This window comes from Oryzifoliimicrobium ureilyticum, from assembly GCF_037199735.1.
Taxonomy (GTDB): Bacteria; Pseudomonadota; Alphaproteobacteria; order Rhizobiales; family Rhizobiaceae; genus Rhizobium; species Rhizobium ureilyticus.
On sequence record NZ_JBBBVQ010000016.1, the window covers coordinates 73106 to 90522 of the forward strand.

Here is a 17417-nt window from a genome sequence, read left to right on the forward strand (position 1 = left end):
GCCACGCGGCTTTCCACTGGAGTTGTCTTGAAACCTAGCTGGAGACCGCCCACCTGTAGCTTGCGCCTGCGGTTGGGCGCTCTACGGAGAAAATCATGCCGAACAACGAAACCATCGCCCTTGAGGGCGTCATACAGCACGTTTTTGCCCATCGTTTCACGATTTCGACAGATGACGGCAGCTTAATCCTAGCGGATCTCGGCCCTAAAGGGGCGGAGGTTTTTCCGCTTCAACAGGGGCTTTCGATATCAGTCGAGGGAGAGCGTCGACCTTCCGAGATTAAGGTTACGCGTATTTCTGCCGAGGGTCTGGAACCGGTGATGATTGAGCATAAGAAGCCGCACCACAAGTCGCGCGGCGTGCATCAATCGGACCTGGTAGATTTAGAGGTCGTAAAAGAAGCCTTGGAAGCCAAAGGCTGGTCAATCGTCGGTGAGGTGCGACGCAAACCAAAGCATTTTGAAATTCTTGCCCGGCGGAGCGGTGACGAACTTTCAGAGCTTCATGTCGATTTCTCAGGTGAGATATACAAGCAAAAGCCAGCAAAAGAACTCCAACTTGATGCAGGGCAGCGTCAGTGAGCGATAGGTCTATCAATTAAGACGTTTCATACCGAAAAATGAACTGCGCTTCGTAGACCCGTAACCAGATCTTTGAAGCGCAGTGCGTATATCATGACGTCTCTTGGGGCGGAGACTGCTCTAGCGTTGCTACGATCCTCGCGCCGCCAGCCTTTATTGGTGAACGCCGATCACAGCACTCTCTGTTCAGACACCCACCGTACCGTTGTCTTCCCCATCCCAATACGCGATGCGGTCCGCATGGACTTTCATGAGCACGATACCAGGCGTGTCGATGCCTTGAGGGAACCAGCGGTCCAAGTCCTTCGTCCAGTGCTGTTCGAACAATGACTTGTCCCTGATGAGCGTAGCCTTTCCTTCTATCGAAATGAAAATGCCTGGCTTGCCAAGCAGGCTCGGCGCCTCGGTGAACGATAATGTCACTCCCGGATCGCGTTCAATATCGGCCACCTTTCGCGTATCCTCATAAGAGAAGAACCAGCTATCGCCATCGTATTCGACGTCGCCGTTATTGCTCATGGGCCGGTTTGATATCTCGCCCTGCGATCCTTTGGTCGACATCATGCAGAAGTCGATCTTCTTAATCTTGGAAGCGATGTCGGACAGCGACATTTCGGACATGGTTTTCTCCGCGTTGGTGTCAGTGGTGAACTTCCGCCAACCCAGCAGGTTCCACGCGCAATATCGTGGAACACATGCAGGACGCATGCTGCTGTTGTTGACCTGCTCGGCCCCCCTCGGTGCAGTTGAGCGGGCAAGAACAGGCGACTTCTTATTGTCAGCCGTCGCAAGTGGAACAGGCCGAGGATGACGATCATATCCCAATTCGTCAATTCGATCCTTCCCGCGTACTGACCGCTCCCGCGCGCCGGTGCATCAATCGCCAAAGACTTGGCCCTCATGCCCATCTAAGCTATGCCTCAGCGGTCCTGGAAATCATCGTCCGAGGCGCCGTCGACGGGTAAATTTTTCGGACTTATCGCCGACGAGTTCAGGAAACAGGACGTCGCATCAGAGGTTGGAGGGACGTTTACCCCGTTAAGTCCCAGACGTCCTTTTGGTGTCCGTCGGCATACACAGTACTGCGCTCCTTGTCCTTGCAATTTCCTGTCTTAAATCCAACGAGCCGGCATGCGTGCGGGGTAGTATGATCGACACTGTGCTTCGTTTCGTCAGGATGCGCTCGCGAGCTGTTTTAGGGTCCTGGCTGGCGCCATCACCGACGATGTTATGCCGAGGGTGACGAGGGTTGAAGGGCCGAGCATCAGAGGGACGACGCAGCAACGATGAGGTATATGAGCCGTGACATATTGCTCGTGATTGCTGTCAGCATCCTGGCTACGTCGTGTTCGGATGGGTCACAGAAGCAGCAAAAAGCGCTGAACACGATCCTGTCGTGGACGGCGAGCGCGGAAATGATTGCCGAGGCGAGGGCGGGACGGATCGTCCCCGAGACTTACAGCGCTCTTGCTCTTGAGCGGTGCCAGGAGGAGGTAAGCGCTCTCTTGGCTGAGCTCGACGACAACGCCCGAAATGATGTGAAGGATATTCCCGTCCTTATTCATCAGGCGTCAGAGGCCGCAACCAAAGAGGATCGGGTGGGTGTGTCACAAAGACTGGAAGCACTGCGTCAACGCCGTGCGGAGATCAAAAACAGGATGCCGCGCGCATGAAGAAGCTCCTGCAGATCTCCCTTGGCATCGTCACCAGCGTGGGCGGCTTCCTCGAGACGGGCTTGATTGCAACCTCGGCGCAAGCGGGTGCCGCTTTCGGTTACAAGCTGATCTGGGCTGTTGTACTCGGAACGATCTGCTTGATCTTCCTTGTAGAGATGTCGGGCCGCTTTGCTATTGCCAGTCATCACACTATCGCCGACGGAATACGCGATCGTTTCGGCTCCAACATGTTCCTCGTCATGTTGGCTGTCACCTTTATTGTCAACCTGATGGTTTTGGCGGCTGAAATCGGCGGCGTTTCTCTGGCGCTCCAATTTATGACCGGCTGGAGTTTCCAATGGTGGGCATTGCCTGTTGCGGTCGCGGTCTGGCTACTTCTCTGGAATGGCACTTTCGGCATCATCGAAGACGGCGTGTCCTTTCTCGGCCTTCTCGCGCTGAGTTTCGTTGTGGCAACCTTCCTCATGGACCCGCTGTGGGGCGAGGTCGCGAAAGCCACTGTGCCGAGCCTGCCGGACAAAGATATTCTCCACTACGCGTTCATCGCAGTCGGTATCCTTGGCGCGGTTATCTCGCCCTATCTCTTCTTTTTCTATTCATCGGGCGCCATTGAGGACAAATGGGACAAGTCCTATTTCGGGATCAACAAAGCGATCGCAACGCTGGGCATGAGCTTTGGCGCAATCATTTCGGTTGCCATTATCGTGCTTTCCGCGATGATCTATCCAACGCATGGAATAGAAAGCATCGATGGCTACGAACAGATCGCTATGATATTGACGCCAGCCTTTGGAGGGTGGGGGCTCTACCTATTTTGTGGTTCGCTGATGATCACCTGTTTCGGCGCCGCACTGGAAGTGTCTCTGGCACAGTCGTACCTCGTGGCTCAGGGCTTTGGCTGGAACTGGTCCGAAAACGCCAAGCCGAAAAGTGATCCGGCCTTCAGCCTTGTCTACACCGCCTCGATCATCATCGCCGTGGTCCCGATCGCGCTTGGTCTTGATCCGCTGCAGGTCACGATCTTTTCGATGGCTGTGACGGCGGTTAGTCTGCCGTTCGGTGTGGTTCCGTTCATTTTTCTGATGAACGACCGGAAATATGTAGGCGAGCACGTCAATGGTTGGATCGGCAATACGGTCGTGTTGTTCGTTATCGGGCTGGCGTTCCTATTCGCTATCATAACGATACCATTACAGATCTGGGGAGGGTGATTTGCACCTGGTAAGAGACCTTCTCGACAAGCAACTGGTCGATAGCGAGGAGAGACCGATCGGCCGCGTGGATGGCATCGTCATCAATCTCAGCGAAAGGGGGCCGCCGCGTGTGACTGCGCTGGAAACTGGTTCAGGCGTTGTCCAGGATAGGTTCGGCCTGAGCACGTCGAAGCGACGCTTTAGAATTTCCTATGACAGAGTCCGTGATGTTGGCATCGATGTCGACGTCGACGTCGAGGTCGATCGAGACGCACTGCCAGTCGTCAGATGGCAGGAGTGGCTGCGCAAGAATGTCCTGCGTTGGATCCCTGGAGGCTCGTCATGAACGAAATCTTCGCTCAAAACATCATTGGCAAACGCGTCTTCGACAAGCAGGGGAAAGCCATCGGCCGCATCGAGGAGATCGTTGCGGAGCCCTCAGGCGGCGATCTTGTCATACGAGAATATCATATTGGTGCGTTCGCTCTGCTTGAGCGTTTTTCGGCCGCTGAGATCGGGCGTTCGATCCTCCGTGCGGTCGGTGCCGGATCCCATCCCACGCGTTCCATCCCATGGGAGATGCTCGACCTTAGCGAACCTGATCGCCCGACACTTCTTTGCGAGGTCAATGCGCTGAAAACGGCTGAATGACACTGTTTTAACCGCTCGCTCCGCCCAAGATCAGCCGGCTGATCCATCTTCAATCTCGCACGAGCATTTTTTTGGCTTGGCAAGCGTCATCAAACCACCCAATGCGAAAAAGAAGCATTTCGTAAAATAAAATCATGAGGCATCCGGGCTGTTCGATCCGTGCCAAGTCGCCGTCTTATGAAGGCCATGCAGTTTAAACCTCATGACAGCTATCGTAACAGCCTATTGCGGACTGAAGCTCTGATCCTTGAAAGCTCTTATGAGCAAGAGAATGCTTATGATCGTTGGTCCGGTTCTTGATGGATCGGGTCGACCCAATAGACCTCTTCCGGCTTCTCTACCGGGTCAACATCCGTAATATTGACAACAACAGCCTCGTTGTCGGATCGCACAAGGACGCATTCCAGAACGTTGTTCGGGTCTGCATTTATCTCTTGGTGTGGCACGAACGGAGGAACGAAAATGAAGTCACCCGGGCCAGCCTCGGCAACATATTCGAGATGGTCTCCCCAGCGCATGCGTGCTTTGCCCTTGATGACGAAGATCACGCTCTCCAGTTCGCCATGATGATGGACACCTGTTTTGGCATTCGGTTCGATGGCAACAGTTCCAGCCCAGATTTTCTGTGCGCCGACGCGAGCCTGATTGATGGCGGCTTGACGAAACATACCGGGTGTTTGCGCGGTATTGGCGTCGAGTTGATCTCCCTTTATCACACGCACACCATTGTGCCTCCAGCGGTCCTCACTCGAATGATCATGATCGTGACCCGACAAGCGATCCTCCCATATTGTCGATTTTATTAGAAACGAACGCTGCTTTCCGACTGCGGTGACAGAACAATGTCAGCTTGAAAGCCATAAAACTCCGTTGACCTCGCTGACGAGATCCACCACGCGCACGTTGGATCTTAGCGTACATGACCAGGATACTGATATGTGGCTCGGTTATGCAATGGGATTTACGCTTGCCGTGACGGGAAGGCGCGGAGATCATCAACCTCGAGCGCTATCTGTGGGTTATTGGACCCCATCTCTCGATTGATCTGCATTTTTTGCATAACTGCGCTGCACCAATGTCTATTTAATGAGCGAGCAGATTTGATATTGTCTGCGCATTGGATTGATGCACCTCCTCCCGCGTCGGTCCAGTATGCGGACGGCCTACTCCTCCTCCCAAGGTCGTTTGCGGGAACAGCAACACTCCTCCTCCCAGTTGCTGTTCGGTTCTTTTCGAAAAGCCTGCCGCACCTCCTCCCGCGGCAGGCTTTTTCGTTTTCGTCACACCGCTGCGCAGCGCTTTGTGAGGAAAGAACGGACTCGCGCTTTTGCGCCCCAGCCTAACACCAGCTCCGATACTCGGCTGCCTTCCCAGAACTGCGCCGATAAACACGTGCACGAGATTGGTCTAATCCCGATATCCACACTGCACTTATCTCTCAATACTGATCGGTGTGATGAAGGCGCCGGGAGACTGATTTGCTCCCTCCATCGCCGGTCAGATGGCCGCTCCCTGAGGTTTTTCTCGCGCTGGCCTTTCGCTCAAATCTGGCGAACGTGACGGCGCACAGTTCGTCTCTGACGGTCTACCTTTTGCATCCTTATTTCAGAATCCTGACTTTCATTTCCTGTGATCCGCTGCTTACGTATCCAAAATTCGAAGACGGCCTCTGTCTTGATAACGGTGGTATCACGAAAAATTAGGCCAGCGACTGTATCACGGTCACTGCGCTCACTCCTGGAGCGATTGCCACAATGACAGGCAATCACACTGCTGCAGTAGACATCTGAAGTTCGAGCTGCGGATGCCATTCGGCGTCCAGTTGCGGCGTCGGCGTAGCCGTCTCCAGCGCACTTTCAGTTTGTTGATCGCTGCCTCGAGCCTTTGCTATTGCCGGATCAAACCTGTTGCGGTACCGAACTTAGCAGTACACTCCCGGTGCACATTCACAAATCGCTTCCTGGGCGAAGCTAGATAGTCGCTGCCGCCCTAGGGCGCCATTCCGCCCTGGCACTTTCCATTCACAATTCTGGCTGATCCATGTCCTATCCGCATGCCTCTGTTTCGTCTCGTCTGATTTCCTGGCTGATCTGGCCTTGCATCTTCAGCGCCGGCCTGGCAGGCGCTGACTTCGCCTTCAAGTCATCGGCGCCACTCCTCTGGTTCAATCTTGTCTATCTCTGTGTAGTCGCCGTCATTGCTGTCTTCGAACGCCTCATGCCTTATGAGAAAACCTGGCTGGTCCAAGACGGTGAAGCCCTCAACGATATCGCACACACGCTGCTCAACAAGGGTGCCGTCCAGATAGCTGCGGCAATAGGCGCGCTCTTTCCCATGGTTGTTGCCACGGTTGCCCAGCCAGTATTCACCTCTCCGGTGCATTTGTGGCCAGATCATTGGCCGCTGATGGCCCAGGTGGTGCTCGGTCTCGTGATTGCAGAATTTGGCCTCTACATGGCGCATAGATTAGCACACGAGCATCTTTCCTTGTGGCGCTTCCATGCTTTGCATCATAGCGTCGAGCGGCTTTGGGTCATAAATACCGGTCGCTTCCATTTCGTCGACTCGCTCGTCAAGATTGCTCTGAGCCAAATCCCTCTGTACTTCATAGGGGCGCCGCTTGATGTGTTCCTTTGGATCGGCGCCGTGACGGCCTTCATTGGCCTGCTGACCCACTGTAATATCGCGGTGCGCACCGGCCCCCTTGACTGGATCTTCAGTACACCGCGCCTTCACCGCTGGCATCATTCGCGCGTGCTTGCCGAAGGCAATACCAATTATGGAGAAAACCTCGTCCTCTGGGACCAGCTGCTAGGGACCTACTACAACCCGCCCCGCCAATCCTCTACCGATATTGGAATCACCGGGCGCGTCGCTAGCGGCTTCTGGGGACAACTCGTGCAGCCTTTTTCAGTCAAGGGTTACAGGCAGATCATTGGACGCAAGCCGAATGAAATCAAAGCAAGCGTTCCTACCCCAGCATCGAAGGAGACTGCCTCGATTTCAATCCCAGCCGAAACCTACAGCGAGTGACGTCTTCGCCATAGGCCCGGCGCAGATTCCAGGAATGTGTCAGTGAGATGACGTTCCGGCGATCTTGAATGGGAGGCTCTTGCTGACGCGGTCCGAGATGTCATGAGCGCAGGACCGCCTTAAGGACGATCGGCGCACTATCACTGCTTCCGTCGCTGTACACAAAACTCAAGGAGACGATAATGATAGCGTTCAAGGACGAGATCTGAGAATATAAGATCCGTGACCGGCGGAATGCCACACGCTTCCGCAGCGGCAACAGTGACGTGACAGCCGTTGCCAGTATTTGCGAGGGCGCGGCGCTCGCTCCCTCGCAAACAAATATCGTGCGGCGGCAACCAAAACGTTGACCCTGCGCCGCACGTTAGAAATCAGCTAAATCTGCTCGCCAATGCGCTGAGGCCTTGGTGCCTCAACGATAGCAAGTTTCTGCGCTGCCCGATGGTCGGAGATTTTCGCAAAGATCGCCGCCGGGACGACAATTAAAGAACGGTGACGTTCTCTGCCTTGGACTTGCCGGTCTTACGATCCTGGCCAACGTCGTAGCTGACCTTCTGTCCGTCCTTCAATGCACCGCCGAAGCCAACGGCTGAGATATGAACGAATACATCGGGACCACCGTTGTCCGGGGTGATGAAGCCAAAGCCTTTGTCTTGGGCGAAGAATTTCACAGTGCCAGTTGCCATTATGTCCTCATTTTTCAGTACACGACGTCTTCGACTATCGCTCGCAGTCGTGAGCAGCACCTATGGCTGGCGATAGGCCCGCAGTCAACAGATACGATGTGCTATCACTCTTTATACCCGCCTGACAACCAATATCGATGAGACTGAATTCAACAGGAAATAGCCCGATTAATGGTTCAGGAGGACCCATTTGCACGACTTCCTGGAAAAATGTGCGCCGGAAATCTCAGAAAGACCCAATGAGGCCTGGATATAGAAAGCGTGCCTTGACGGGTTCTCCAACAGGTGACGACAACCTCGGACTCCCGCCTGACTCCTCCAACAATACATGTGTTGAGGCGAGTCAACGTCCATTATGAGAACGCTGTGTTTATAAACCTTGCCCCGCCGAACTGATGCAGTTTGAGGTAATCTCTTGTCCATCGAAAGGACCCGAGAATGAAGCGCGCACGTTCTATGGACAAGCAGGGTATTGGCCTTGTGAAGGAGCAAGAAGTTGGTGAGCCGGGCTCCGGCCGTTGCCCCCGACACGCCGCCAAGGATGCTAGCAGCAACAGATGTAAGTCCAGGCTTCGGGGAATGGACATTCCCGAGACCGACCGGCTGAAGATGCTGGAAGACGAAAACACGAAGCTAAGGCGGCTGTTTTCGGATGCGATGCTCGACAATGCCGCTTTGAAAGACCTCTTGAGCACAAATTGGTAATGCCTCAAGCAAACACTAGTCGCAGCGCGCTCCGTCGCTTTGGGCTAAGACTGCCTAGCATCGCCAACATAACTTGTTTGCCTGCATTTCCCTAAATGTCCTCTCTTCAGACGGTCACGTCCATGGCCGCTTGAATCTTATCGCTGTCGCTGACAGACAGATGGTCAAACAAGGTCGTGGCTTTGAAATCACACTTGGCCCGTTGTGAGTAATTGAGGCTTTTACCAGCTCATTTCTCGGACGTTAAGTTGAAGCAGTAAAGAAAAACTAAGTTCAAAGTCCAACCAGATCTTCATGAATTGCTGGCATTAGTCGAAACCGACACTAATCAGGCTTCCTCTATGGACCATTGGCACGAACTACTCCTGAACCTAGCCGTCGTCGCTATCGCGACCTCGGTTTGGACGCTGGGGCGTCAGCATACGCTTCGCTTTGGCGAGGACAGAAGTACGTTGGTATTCGGGTTAGTCATGTCCGTCGGCGTCCTTGGAACGATGGCCGTTCCCTTCCAATTCATTCCAGGCGTTTTTCTCGATGCGAGATACACGGTTCTGGCTATTGCTGGATACTTCGGCGGGCCTCTTGGTGTCGTGCTGCCCCTCCTAACGGCGCTTGCCCGTCGGCTTGCCATTGGCGGCACAGGCGTAACCGTAGCCATACCGCAGATCTTGATGGCGTCCTTAGGTGGCCTCGCTCTACATCGTTTGTCCAAACATCAAGGCCCGTCCCTCAAAGGGATCGCAATCCTCTCGCTTTGGGCGGCGCTCAGCGGTGTCATCGGTTTCTACTGCCGCTTTCATATATCTCGGTGGCTGCAGTTGACTGCAGACGTCACGGGGCCATTTGCGCTGATACTGTGCCTTGCCACCTTAGTTTCCGGTCTCGCAATCCTTCACGAATTCAGGCGTCAGAAGGTCACCCAGGAAAACCAGATGTATCGCGCAGTTATCGAGGCGCTCCCTGACTGCTTGAACGCCAAAGACCTAGATGGCCGTTTTGTCATCGCCAATCCCGCGACTGCCGAACTGATGGGCACTGAGCTCCGATTGCTGATAGGAAGAACCGATGTTGACTTCTACAGCGCTGATACGGCTCAAGTCTTTCGTGTTCCTGAGTTGGATGTTCTGTCCTCAGGGACACCGCTCACAATTGAGCAGAAGTTCGCTAGGAGAGATGGTGCGGAGACATGGCTCTCGACGTTGAAGGCACCTCTCTTCGACGACAGCGGGGAAACTATCGGCATCATCACCCACAACCGAGAGATCACCGCTCAAAAACAGTTGGAGCAAGAGCTGCAGAAGACGCAACGGCTGCTGACTGACGCGATCGAAAGCATGGTCGACGGACTGGCAATGTTTAATTCGCAGGGCGTTCTCGTTTTCCATAACCGGCGCTTCCATGAACTCTTTCCGCTGACGGCGGACGTCCGTGTTCCTGGCTCCAGTATCAGGGAGATCGTACGAGCAGCGTTGGATCGAAGCGAAGAAATAGCGCCCACCGCGGACAGGCAAGAGGTTGTCGAGCGGACCGCCACTATGCTGATGACGGCGGGCGACCGGCTGATCAGGCTCGCCGATGGACGAGCAATCGAAGCGCGCACGCGCCCTTCCGATAATGGCGGATCGATGATCATCTTCAGCGACGTCACGGTGCAGCGCAATCGCGAGACACAACTTGCCGAACTGAATGACCAACTGTCTAATCTTGCGGCGACGGACGCGCTGACCGGGCTTTTAAATCGCAGGGCGTTTGATGCCGCGCTTCAACGCGCTGCTGTCTCCAGGCCGCAGAAGCCGCTTTCGCTCGTGATGATTGACATCGACAGCTTCAAGGCCTTCAACGACGGCTACGGGCATTTAGAGGGCGACGCATGCCTGCAGAAGGTCGCGGCCATCATCAAGGAAGTTTTCAAGGCGGTAGGTGGTGCCATCGTCGCCCGCTATGGTGGCGAGGAATTTGCAGTCATTTTGCCGGCCACCAACCCTGACCGGGCTGTTTCCATAGCGACAACGGCCTGTGAAGCGGTTCGTGCCTGCGCAATCCGACATGATTTCTCCGAAAAGAAGGTGGTGACGGTCAGCATGGGCGTCGCATGCACGCAGACGGGGTCCGTCAACGAATTGCTGAAGTCTGCTGATGCCGCGCTCTATGCAGCCAAGGCAGCAGGACGGGACTGCGTCAGGAGTGGCTCTTGCGCGCTCTCAGAGCGTAGCGCCTGAGAACAAGGCATCCGCGAGGATACGGACTGTCACCAGGTCCTGTCGGGAACGTCAGTCTAGTCCGGTATCGGGAGCGCCAAGCTCTGCTCGGCATATGCAAGAGGCTTTCCTCATGCTGCGGTAATTGCGCGTGAGTAGGCGCCTGGCGGCATTCCCACATGCCGATGAAAGGCAACGCTAAAGGCGCTTGTTGATCCATAGCCGACGCGTTGAGCAATGTCCGCCATGGGTGTGCCCTCGCGGAGGAACTCTTTCGCTAGCGACATGCGCCAAGCCGTCGCATACTCCATCGGTGCAACACCGATTTCTTTGCGGAAGCGATCGAAGAACGTCGAACGAGACATGGCGGCGTCGCGCGCAAGCGTTTCCACCGTCATACTGCGAGCCGGATCTGCGTGGATCCGGCGCAAAGTCGGCGCCAGAAGCGGATCAGCCATTCCACGCAAAAGACCCGGGGGTGCCTTGGCACTTGCGGCCGATCGCAATGCGTCGATGAGCAGAACCTCAAGCAGCCGTTGAAGTACTATCTCGCGCGCAGCACGGTCAGCCCTTGTCTCCTCATTTATCATGCGAACCAAAGCCAAAAGTCGTTCTTCACCGTGGACATGGACGACTTCCGGCAGCAATGACACAAGAAGAGCCTTGTCATCCGAGCCAAACGTGCAATGGCCGACAAGTGCCTTGACTTCTGCCGGTGCTTCCGGCTCGCCCAAATGGAAGACACCAGGGCTGGTTTCAAGACGTTGAGCGAGCGCGCCGCGTGGTGGCGGCTCCATGCTGCTCATTGTGAAAGAGAAGATCTTCGGGACAAGGACGAAGTCGCCGGCAGCCAATGTCATAGGCTCACGACCTGCAATCGTCATCAGGCAGCGCCCTTCGACGATGGCACAATAGAATGGGCTTCCAAGCTCCGTCCGCTCAACCAGCCAGCGGCTTGCTCCCGTGACCAACTTGGAGATTGACAAGCTTGGTTTCAGCATGGAGACGGCTTCGGCGATCGGATCTGTCATATCTCGGACTTTTGCTAATCATATCTGGACATGCACTCATAGCAAGTCCGACGAGATTGATCCACCCTGGGTATGTTCAACATCAGGAGTTGGAAAATGCCAAAGGTCCTCATCACAGGTTGCTCGTCGGGTTTCGGTCTCGCTATTGCGCAAAAATTCCTCAACGGCGGCTGGGACGTTGTCGCGACCATGCGTGTACCGCGCAGTGATCTTTTTGCTGCGAACGCCAGGCTCGAAATCCTGCCGCTCGATGTCACAAGCGCTGACAGTATCGCCAAGGCGGTCCAAGCCGCAGGGCAAATCGATGCTTTGGTCAACAATGCCGGCGTCGGTATGCTCAACGTGCTCGAAGGCACGGAATTGTCGAAAATCCGCGAGCTTTTCGAGACAAATGTCTTCGGCGCGATGGCGACGACGAAAGCTGTGCTCCCGCAAATGCGGTCCCGTCGCTCGGGTGTCATCATCAACGTGAGCTCCGCTGTTACGCTGAGACCGCTTCCCGCGCTATCGCTCTACAGCGCCAGCAAGGCAGCGCTGAATGCATTCACAGAGAGCCTTGCCATCGAAGCGGCTCTGTTCGGCATCCGCGCCAAACTTGTTTTGCCGGGTTCGGCGCCGACCACAGAGTTCGGAAAGAATGCCGTTGCCCGCATGGGGAGGGAAATTCCAGAGCCGTACGAAGCCTTCGTCGGAGACTACTTAGCAAGATTGCGTTCCGGCACCGAAGTTACGACGGCAAGTGACGTCGCTGAGGCTGTTTGGCGTTCTGCGACAGAGATCAACACCCCGATGAAGATCCCAGCTGGCGCGGATGCGCAGAGCTGGTTCCGGGAGGCGGGCCATTCGCCTGCCTGAGCCCCAGCATCAACAAACCACTTTCAAAGGTCCAGACCATGAACAATCTGATCAATCTCGCAAAGCATATCCCCACACCTGACGCCTCTCTCACCGTGGCCTACACGCCAATCCGCCTTCCGATGCCCGGCCGCCAGCCCCTGGAGCTGCGTCTGACCGCGCCCGCCTCTGGTGGTGACCTGCCGATCATTTTGCTGTCGCATGGGTTCGGCCCATCCAATTACATCCCATCAAAGGATGGTTATGCACCACTCGCCCAGTTCTGGGCTGAGAGAGGGTTTGTCGTCATCCAGCCGACGCATGCGAGTTCGCGGGTCGGCGGCCTGCCGCCCGGTTCAGCCGGTGGACCATTCTTCTGGCGCCAGCGAGTCGAGGAGATGAAGGTGATCCTCGACCATTTGGCAGAAATCGAGCGGCAGGCGCCGGCCGTGGCTGGCCGGATGGATCATGCGCGCATCGCCGCAGTGGGCCATTCCTTGGGAGGCCACACCGTCGGGCTCCTGCTTGGGGCGCAACTGGACGGCGAGAGTTTCTCCGAACCTCGCATTTCGGCGGGCATTCTCCTAACAACGCCAGGACGGGGCGGCAAAGACATGAACCCGGAAAGTGCTGAACGTTTTCCGTTTTTCGACGTCGATTTCTCGACCCTAACGACGCAGAGCTTGGTCGTGTGCGGGGATATGGACAACCCGCGTTTTTCATCCCGCGGCCCTGAGTGGCATGCAGATGCATTTCATGATGCCCCAGGTGCCGCTGCGATGCTGACGATGCACGGCGTCGGGCACGGCCTTGGTGGAATTGCAGCTCTGGATGCCAAGGAAACAGAGACCGAAGCGCCCGATGTTCTGGAAGCGACGAGGCGTCTCACGCTTGCCTGGCTTCAGACGGCGCTTGGGCAAGACAAGGGCGCCTGGCCGAGAGTATGCTCCGTTCTTCAGAGCGAGGCCGGCTCGCTAGCGAGCGCGACAGAAAAGGCGCCCTGATCGCCGGGGCGACGGCCAGGAATGAAAGTCGAACTGCGCTGGCCGCTGTAAGTAGGTTTGTGTGAAGGCAAAATCGGCGGCCGAGCTCAGACGACGCAGGAGGTGCAAAGGCTTGCCGAAACGTCGCTTCCTGCTTCCTGCCTGAGCGTGCAAGGCTCGGCACTTAACCGAACGAGAGGGCGCCGCCGATAAGGACAGTCGAAGATGGCAAAAGCGGCATCGCCTCCATGACCGGCGTGAAAGGCTGTGGAGCATTTATTCCTATGATCGATGAGCAAATTGCACCATCAAGAGCATGTATGACCTACGCAAGGTGTTAGGCGCGTATTGCCGAGGCAGTTTCGCCTTACAAGGAGACGCTGTTCAGCCGTCCCGTTGAGCCCGTTCAAGGCTGATCAGCAGAAGCAAATGACCTTTCCGGTGCGAGAATCCCACTGGCCATCGCGCAGAAAGCCTCGATAGCCTTTGGAAGGACCGTTTCAGCATCATCGCTCGCTGCAACCCAAAGGGCCGCATTCAATGACGCGCCGCTTAACAAGCGGGCGGCAGCTTCGGCATCCAAAGGCTTTGTGATTCCCTTTTCGATCAGCTTCTCTACAGCTTGTTTCGTTACCTGGAGACAGTTGTCCTGGCTTGGCCATGTGGAAGGGTCACCGAGCACAGCGGGGCCATCTAGCAGAACAATACGCTGAACTTCGGGATCAAGCGCCATTTCAATATAAGCAATTCCTTCCCGGAGCAGACTTCTCCATTCATCAGGCTCGCAAGCGGCCCGTTCCTTTGCGCGGGCTGCCATTTCGGAATCGATTTGATTGACAACAGCGGCAAATAGCCCGCGTTTATCACCAAAGTTGTGGTACAGCGCGCCACGCGTAAGACCGGCCTGCGCCGTCAGATCATCCATGGCTGCATCCGCATATCCTTTGTCGGCGAATGCCTTGCGCGCCGCCGCAATGAGCTTCGCTCTATTTTCCTGCATTGTTTCCGAACGTTTTTTCGCCATGACAGCCTCGTTTTACATACGGAATGTATTTCAATTTGACATACGCAGCGTATGTGGATATTTAAGATACGCAACGTATCTGAAAATCGGAACTGGTGGAAGCTGCTACAGCGTCGACAGTGCGATGAAAGAGGAAGACAATGACCAAGCGCGAAGCAATTTTTCCTGCCAACAGGCACGCTCTTTATGAGCAGCACGGTTACTCAGCGGCAATTCAATCTGGTGACCTCCTATTTGTCTCCGGGCAGGTGGGAAGCAGGGAGGATGGTACGGCGGAGCCTGACTTTGCCGAGCAGGTGAAACGAGCGTTCGAGAACTTGAGCGCAACGCTGAAAGCTGCAGGCTGCACCTTCGAAGACATCGTGGATGTGACGACATTCCACACGGACCCGCAGAACCAGTTCGACACCTTGATGCCGATGAAGGAGGAGTTTTTCTCGGCGCGCCCATATCCGAACTGGACTGCCGTCGGGGTGACCTGGTTGGCTGGTTTCGATTTCGAGATCAAGGTCATCGCCCGCATACCGCAGACGGCTTAGCGCATTTACTGACGAGCCAGTCATGTTTTAAAGGAAACGTCATTATGCATTCACTCATCGTGATCGCGCATCCTGAGGCGAGTTCCTATACCCGTGCAGTTGCCGAGCAGGTGATCGCCGGCTTGAAGGAAGACCCGCAAAACACGTTCGAAATCGCCGACCTGACGGCCGAGAAATTCGACCCTCGCTATCAAGGCGCCGACTACCGGGCGTTCCGCGACTTGAACGCTCCGCCATCTGATGTCCTTGCCGAGCAGTCACGAATTGATCGCGCCGATCTTCTCCTCCTGATCTTCCCAGTCCACTGGTGGTCCATGCCAGCCATGCTCAAAGGATGGATCGACCGTGTGTTCACCAATGGATGGGCCTATAAGACCACTGATGGTGAAGAGACGATCGGTCTTCTCGGTCGCTTGGCCGTCCAAACGATTGCCATTGGCGGTGCAACGAAGCGAACCTACGATAAACGTGGATACGCCGAGGCGATCCGAACTCAGATTGACCAGGGCATCTTTGACTATGTCGGTGCCCGTATCGTCGGATCGGAGCTCTTGCTGCCGTTGGACGCCACATCATCGAAGTCAGGGCTTGAACGCGCTCGCGAGATTGGGGCAACTCTCAACTCAGCAGTCCCGGACGGAGCTGTTTGCTCGCCGCCTATAAGACAGGCCTATCGTCCATCGGCTGAATGATCTAAGGCACGATCGACATGCCCACAGTGTGCATTTCAAATGCTGAAAGGCTCATCCTCCGAAGTGGTAGATGTTTGTAAAACAGGTGTTATTGTTTTCCCTATCTTTTCTTAGTTCAGCGCCGCTTCTTCCTCTCCGGGCGCTGCTTCATGAAGGCGGCCTATCAGGTCCGCGAGGAAGGCTGAGGCGCTGATCGCGTGTTTTTTCACCGCAACCGATTGGGGAATCCTTGAGAAGGCGCCATCAAGGACTTTAAAGCCTTTCATCCGGTCTGCTGCGTTGTGTAAGAACTGACCAAGTCCAGCTGCCGCATCGCATTCTTGGCGGGCAAGGACGTCAAGGGCGGCCGATGGACTATCGACATGCAACACGCTCGCCTTTTTAAGATTTCGTTCCAGCTGCCTCGTATAAGCAGCGCTCCTTGCAGAAGCGATGCGGATCCCCTCGGTGTCGACTTCATCTGCTCTCTGAATGGCCAGTGCCTGTGGAACAAGGTAAGTGGCATCGACGGACGCGTAGGGAGGCGAAAAACTGAAGCGATCGGTTCTTGATGCGTCAGACGCGATGAAGCCGATATCCCATTCACCGGCATCGGCAGCGGAAAGGATATTCGCAGCAGACTCGTAACGTATGAAGGAGAGTTCCCGATCAAGTTCCTGCCCGATCCTCTTCGCGATCTCGACGCTCGGTCCCACCAAGGCGCCAGTGTTTTCGTCCCACCGGATCAACGCGGCGTTTGACATGTTGACGGCTGCCCTGATTGTTCCTGTCGCCGCTATTTCGAATCGGACCGCGTCCACAATCGTCATGCTATCTCTCCTGAGTGCGAAACCTCACCGCAAGTGCCTCCGATCCTCTGGCAAGTAGGGCAACATCGACACCAACCGCCGTAAAAAGCGTTCCCTTTTCTATGCAGCGAGCCGCAAAAGTCTCATCGGGTGTCAAAATTCCGGATGGCGTCCCAACAGCTTTCAATCGTTCGATGGCATGTTCGATGGCTGAAACGACATTGGGATGTCCGGGTTGGCCGGGATAACCGAGACTGGCGGCCAGGTCCGCAGGGCCAATGAAAATTCCATCCACGCCGTGAACGCCTGCAATGGCCTCGAGTTGATCGAGCGCCTCTCCTGTTTCGATCTGCAACAGCACGCAAATCTCCCGCTCGGCAGTCTGCGCGTAGTTCGGAACACGGCCGAAACGCGTGGCGCGAGTGAGGGCTGATACGCCTCGCATTCCAGCGGGTGGATAGCGCGTCGCAGCCACGGCTGCCTTCGCCTCCTGCTCACTTTGTATGTAGGGTATGAGAAGCGTCTGCACGCCGATATCGAGGAAGCGCTTGATCAATACCGGATCGTTGAAGGCCGGGCGAACAACAGGGGCGACGTCGTAGGGAGCGACGGCCTGCAACTGTGGCAGTACGCTCAGCACGTCACTCGGAGAGTGCTCAGTGTCGAAAAGCAGCCAATCGAAACCAGACGGCGCAACGATTTCGGCGGTATAGCTGCTTGGAAGGCCGCACCACAATCCGATTTGGCTTTGACCGGTCTTAAGCTTTTGCTTGAAGCGGTTGACTGGGAGTTTCATTGGTTCC

Annotated in this window: 19 protein-coding genes; 12 read left to right on the forward strand and 7 right to left on the reverse strand. The window is 55.6% G+C overall.

Annotated elements, in window-relative coordinates; translation table 11 throughout:
- The first annotated feature begins 95 nt into the window (after positions 1 to 95).
- Positions 96 to 581: a hypothetical protein gene (locus tag VQ830_RS20175; RefSeq protein WP_337269942.1), complete on the forward strand. Its 486-nt coding sequence runs from the start codon at positions 96 to 98 to the stop codon at positions 579 to 581.
- A gap of 186 nt (positions 582 to 767) precedes the next feature.
- Here the strand turns inward: VQ830_RS20175 and VQ830_RS20180 are convergent, their stop codons facing one another.
- Positions 768 to 1202: a pyridoxamine 5'-phosphate oxidase family protein gene (locus VQ830_RS20180; RefSeq protein WP_337269943.1), complete on the reverse strand. Its 435-nt coding sequence runs from the start codon at positions 1200 to 1202 to the stop codon at positions 768 to 770.
- A gap of 674 nt (positions 1203 to 1876) precedes the next feature.
- Between VQ830_RS20180 and VQ830_RS20185 the strand changes: the two genes are divergently transcribed.
- From VQ830_RS20185 to VQ830_RS20200, 4 genes are read left to right on the forward strand one after another with little or no spacing between them, the layout of a single operon-like run.
- Complete coding sequence (locus VQ830_RS20185) at positions 1877 to 2254, forward strand: hypothetical protein (RefSeq protein WP_337269944.1); 378 nt, start codon at positions 1877 to 1879, stop codon at positions 2252 to 2254.
- Positions 2251 to 3468 (forward strand): Nramp family divalent metal transporter, encoded by a 1218-nt coding sequence (locus VQ830_RS20190; RefSeq protein WP_337269945.1) that lies wholly within the window; start codon positions 2251 to 2253, stop codon positions 3466 to 3468. Before VQ830_RS20185 ends, VQ830_RS20190 begins: the two co-directional genes overlap by 4 nt.
- A 1-nt stretch (position 3469) precedes the next feature.
- Positions 3470 to 3796, forward strand: a complete 327-nt coding sequence (locus tag VQ830_RS20195) for a hypothetical protein (protein ID WP_337269946.1) — start codon at positions 3470 to 3472, stop codon at positions 3794 to 3796.
- Entirely contained in the window at positions 3793 to 4101 is a 309-nt protein-coding gene (locus tag VQ830_RS20200; protein WP_337269947.1) for a PRC-barrel domain-containing protein, read from the forward strand. Before VQ830_RS20195 ends, VQ830_RS20200 begins: the two co-directional genes overlap by 4 nt.
- A 275-nt stretch (positions 4102 to 4376) precedes the next feature.
- Here VQ830_RS20200 and VQ830_RS20205 read toward each other — a convergent pair whose 3' ends face one another.
- Positions 4377 to 4877 carry a cupin domain-containing protein gene (locus VQ830_RS20205; RefSeq protein ID WP_337269948.1) on the reverse strand — a complete coding sequence of 167 codons (501 nt, stop codon included), beginning with the start codon at positions 4875 to 4877 and terminating at the stop codon, positions 4377 to 4379.
- A gap of 1264 nt (positions 4878 to 6141) precedes the next feature.
- Between VQ830_RS20205 and olsE the strand changes: the two genes are divergently transcribed.
- Positions 6142 to 7134, forward strand: a complete 993-nt coding sequence (gene olsE, locus VQ830_RS20210) for an ornithine lipid hydroxylase OlsE (RefSeq protein WP_337269949.1) — start codon at positions 6142 to 6144, stop codon at positions 7132 to 7134.
- A 482-nt stretch (positions 7135 to 7616) separates the two neighbouring features.
- Here the strand turns inward: olsE and VQ830_RS20215 are convergent, their stop codons facing one another.
- Positions 7617 to 7820: a cold-shock protein gene (locus tag VQ830_RS20215; protein ID WP_337269950.1), complete on the reverse strand. Its 204-nt coding sequence runs from the start codon at positions 7818 to 7820 to the stop codon at positions 7617 to 7619.
- A gap of 438 nt (positions 7821 to 8258) precedes the next feature.
- On the opposite strand from VQ830_RS20215, the gene VQ830_RS20220 reads away from it, so the two are divergent.
- Together VQ830_RS20220 and VQ830_RS20225 are read left to right on the forward strand one after the other, a co-directional pair.
- Positions 8259 to 8525 (forward strand): hypothetical protein, encoded by a 267-nt coding sequence (locus tag VQ830_RS20220; protein WP_337269951.1) that lies wholly within the window; start codon positions 8259 to 8261, stop codon positions 8523 to 8525.
- A gap of 341 nt (positions 8526 to 8866) precedes the next feature.
- Positions 8867 to 10744 (forward strand): diguanylate cyclase domain-containing protein, encoded by a 1878-nt coding sequence (locus tag VQ830_RS20225; RefSeq protein ID WP_337269952.1) that lies wholly within the window; start codon positions 8867 to 8869, stop codon positions 10742 to 10744.
- Positions 10745 to 10854: 110 nt separating this feature from the next.
- Here VQ830_RS20225 and VQ830_RS20230 read toward each other — a convergent pair whose 3' ends face one another.
- A complete protein-coding gene (locus VQ830_RS20230; protein WP_337269953.1) occupies positions 10855 to 11754 on the reverse strand; it encodes an AraC family transcriptional regulator in 900 nt (299 codons plus the stop codon).
- A gap of 96 nt (positions 11755 to 11850) precedes the next feature.
- On the opposite strand from VQ830_RS20230, the gene VQ830_RS20235 reads away from it, so the two are divergent.
- Together VQ830_RS20235 and VQ830_RS20240 are read left to right on the forward strand one after the other, a co-directional pair.
- Entirely contained in the window at positions 11851 to 12609 is a 759-nt protein-coding gene (locus VQ830_RS20235; protein ID WP_337269954.1) for an SDR family oxidoreductase, read from the forward strand.
- Positions 12610 to 12647: 38 nt separating this feature from the next.
- Complete coding sequence (locus VQ830_RS20240) at positions 12648 to 13592, forward strand: alpha/beta hydrolase family protein (RefSeq protein ID WP_337269955.1); 945 nt, start codon at positions 12648 to 12650, stop codon at positions 13590 to 13592.
- 385 nt (positions 13593 to 13977) lie between these two features.
- On the opposite strand, the gene VQ830_RS20245 is transcribed toward VQ830_RS20240, so the two are convergent.
- A complete protein-coding gene (locus VQ830_RS20245; protein WP_337269956.1) occupies positions 13978 to 14595 on the reverse strand; it encodes a TetR/AcrR family transcriptional regulator in 618 nt (205 codons plus the stop codon).
- Between the two features lie 140 nt (positions 14596 to 14735).
- Between VQ830_RS20245 and VQ830_RS20250 the strand changes: the two genes are divergently transcribed.
- Both VQ830_RS20250 and VQ830_RS20255 read left to right on the forward strand, forming a co-directional pair.
- A complete protein-coding gene (locus VQ830_RS20250; RefSeq protein ID WP_337269957.1) occupies positions 14736 to 15134 on the forward strand; it encodes a RidA family protein in 399 nt (132 codons plus the stop codon).
- Positions 15135 to 15178: 44 nt separating this feature from the next.
- Positions 15179 to 15826, forward strand: a complete 648-nt coding sequence (locus VQ830_RS20255) for an NAD(P)H-dependent oxidoreductase (RefSeq protein ID WP_337269958.1) — start codon at positions 15179 to 15181, stop codon at positions 15824 to 15826.
- A gap of 110 nt (positions 15827 to 15936) precedes the next feature.
- Here the strand turns inward: VQ830_RS20255 and VQ830_RS20260 are convergent, their stop codons facing one another.
- Both VQ830_RS20260 and hpaI read right to left on the reverse strand, forming a co-directional pair.
- A complete protein-coding gene (locus VQ830_RS20260; protein WP_337269959.1) occupies positions 15937 to 16635 on the reverse strand; it encodes a transporter substrate-binding domain-containing protein in 699 nt (232 codons plus the stop codon).
- A 1-nt stretch (position 16636) separates the two neighbouring features.
- Entirely contained in the window at positions 16637 to 17410 is a 774-nt protein-coding gene (gene hpaI, locus VQ830_RS20265; RefSeq protein WP_337269960.1) for a 4-hydroxy-2-oxoheptanedioate aldolase, read from the reverse strand.
- Between the last annotated feature and the right edge of the window lie 7 nt (positions 17411 to 17417).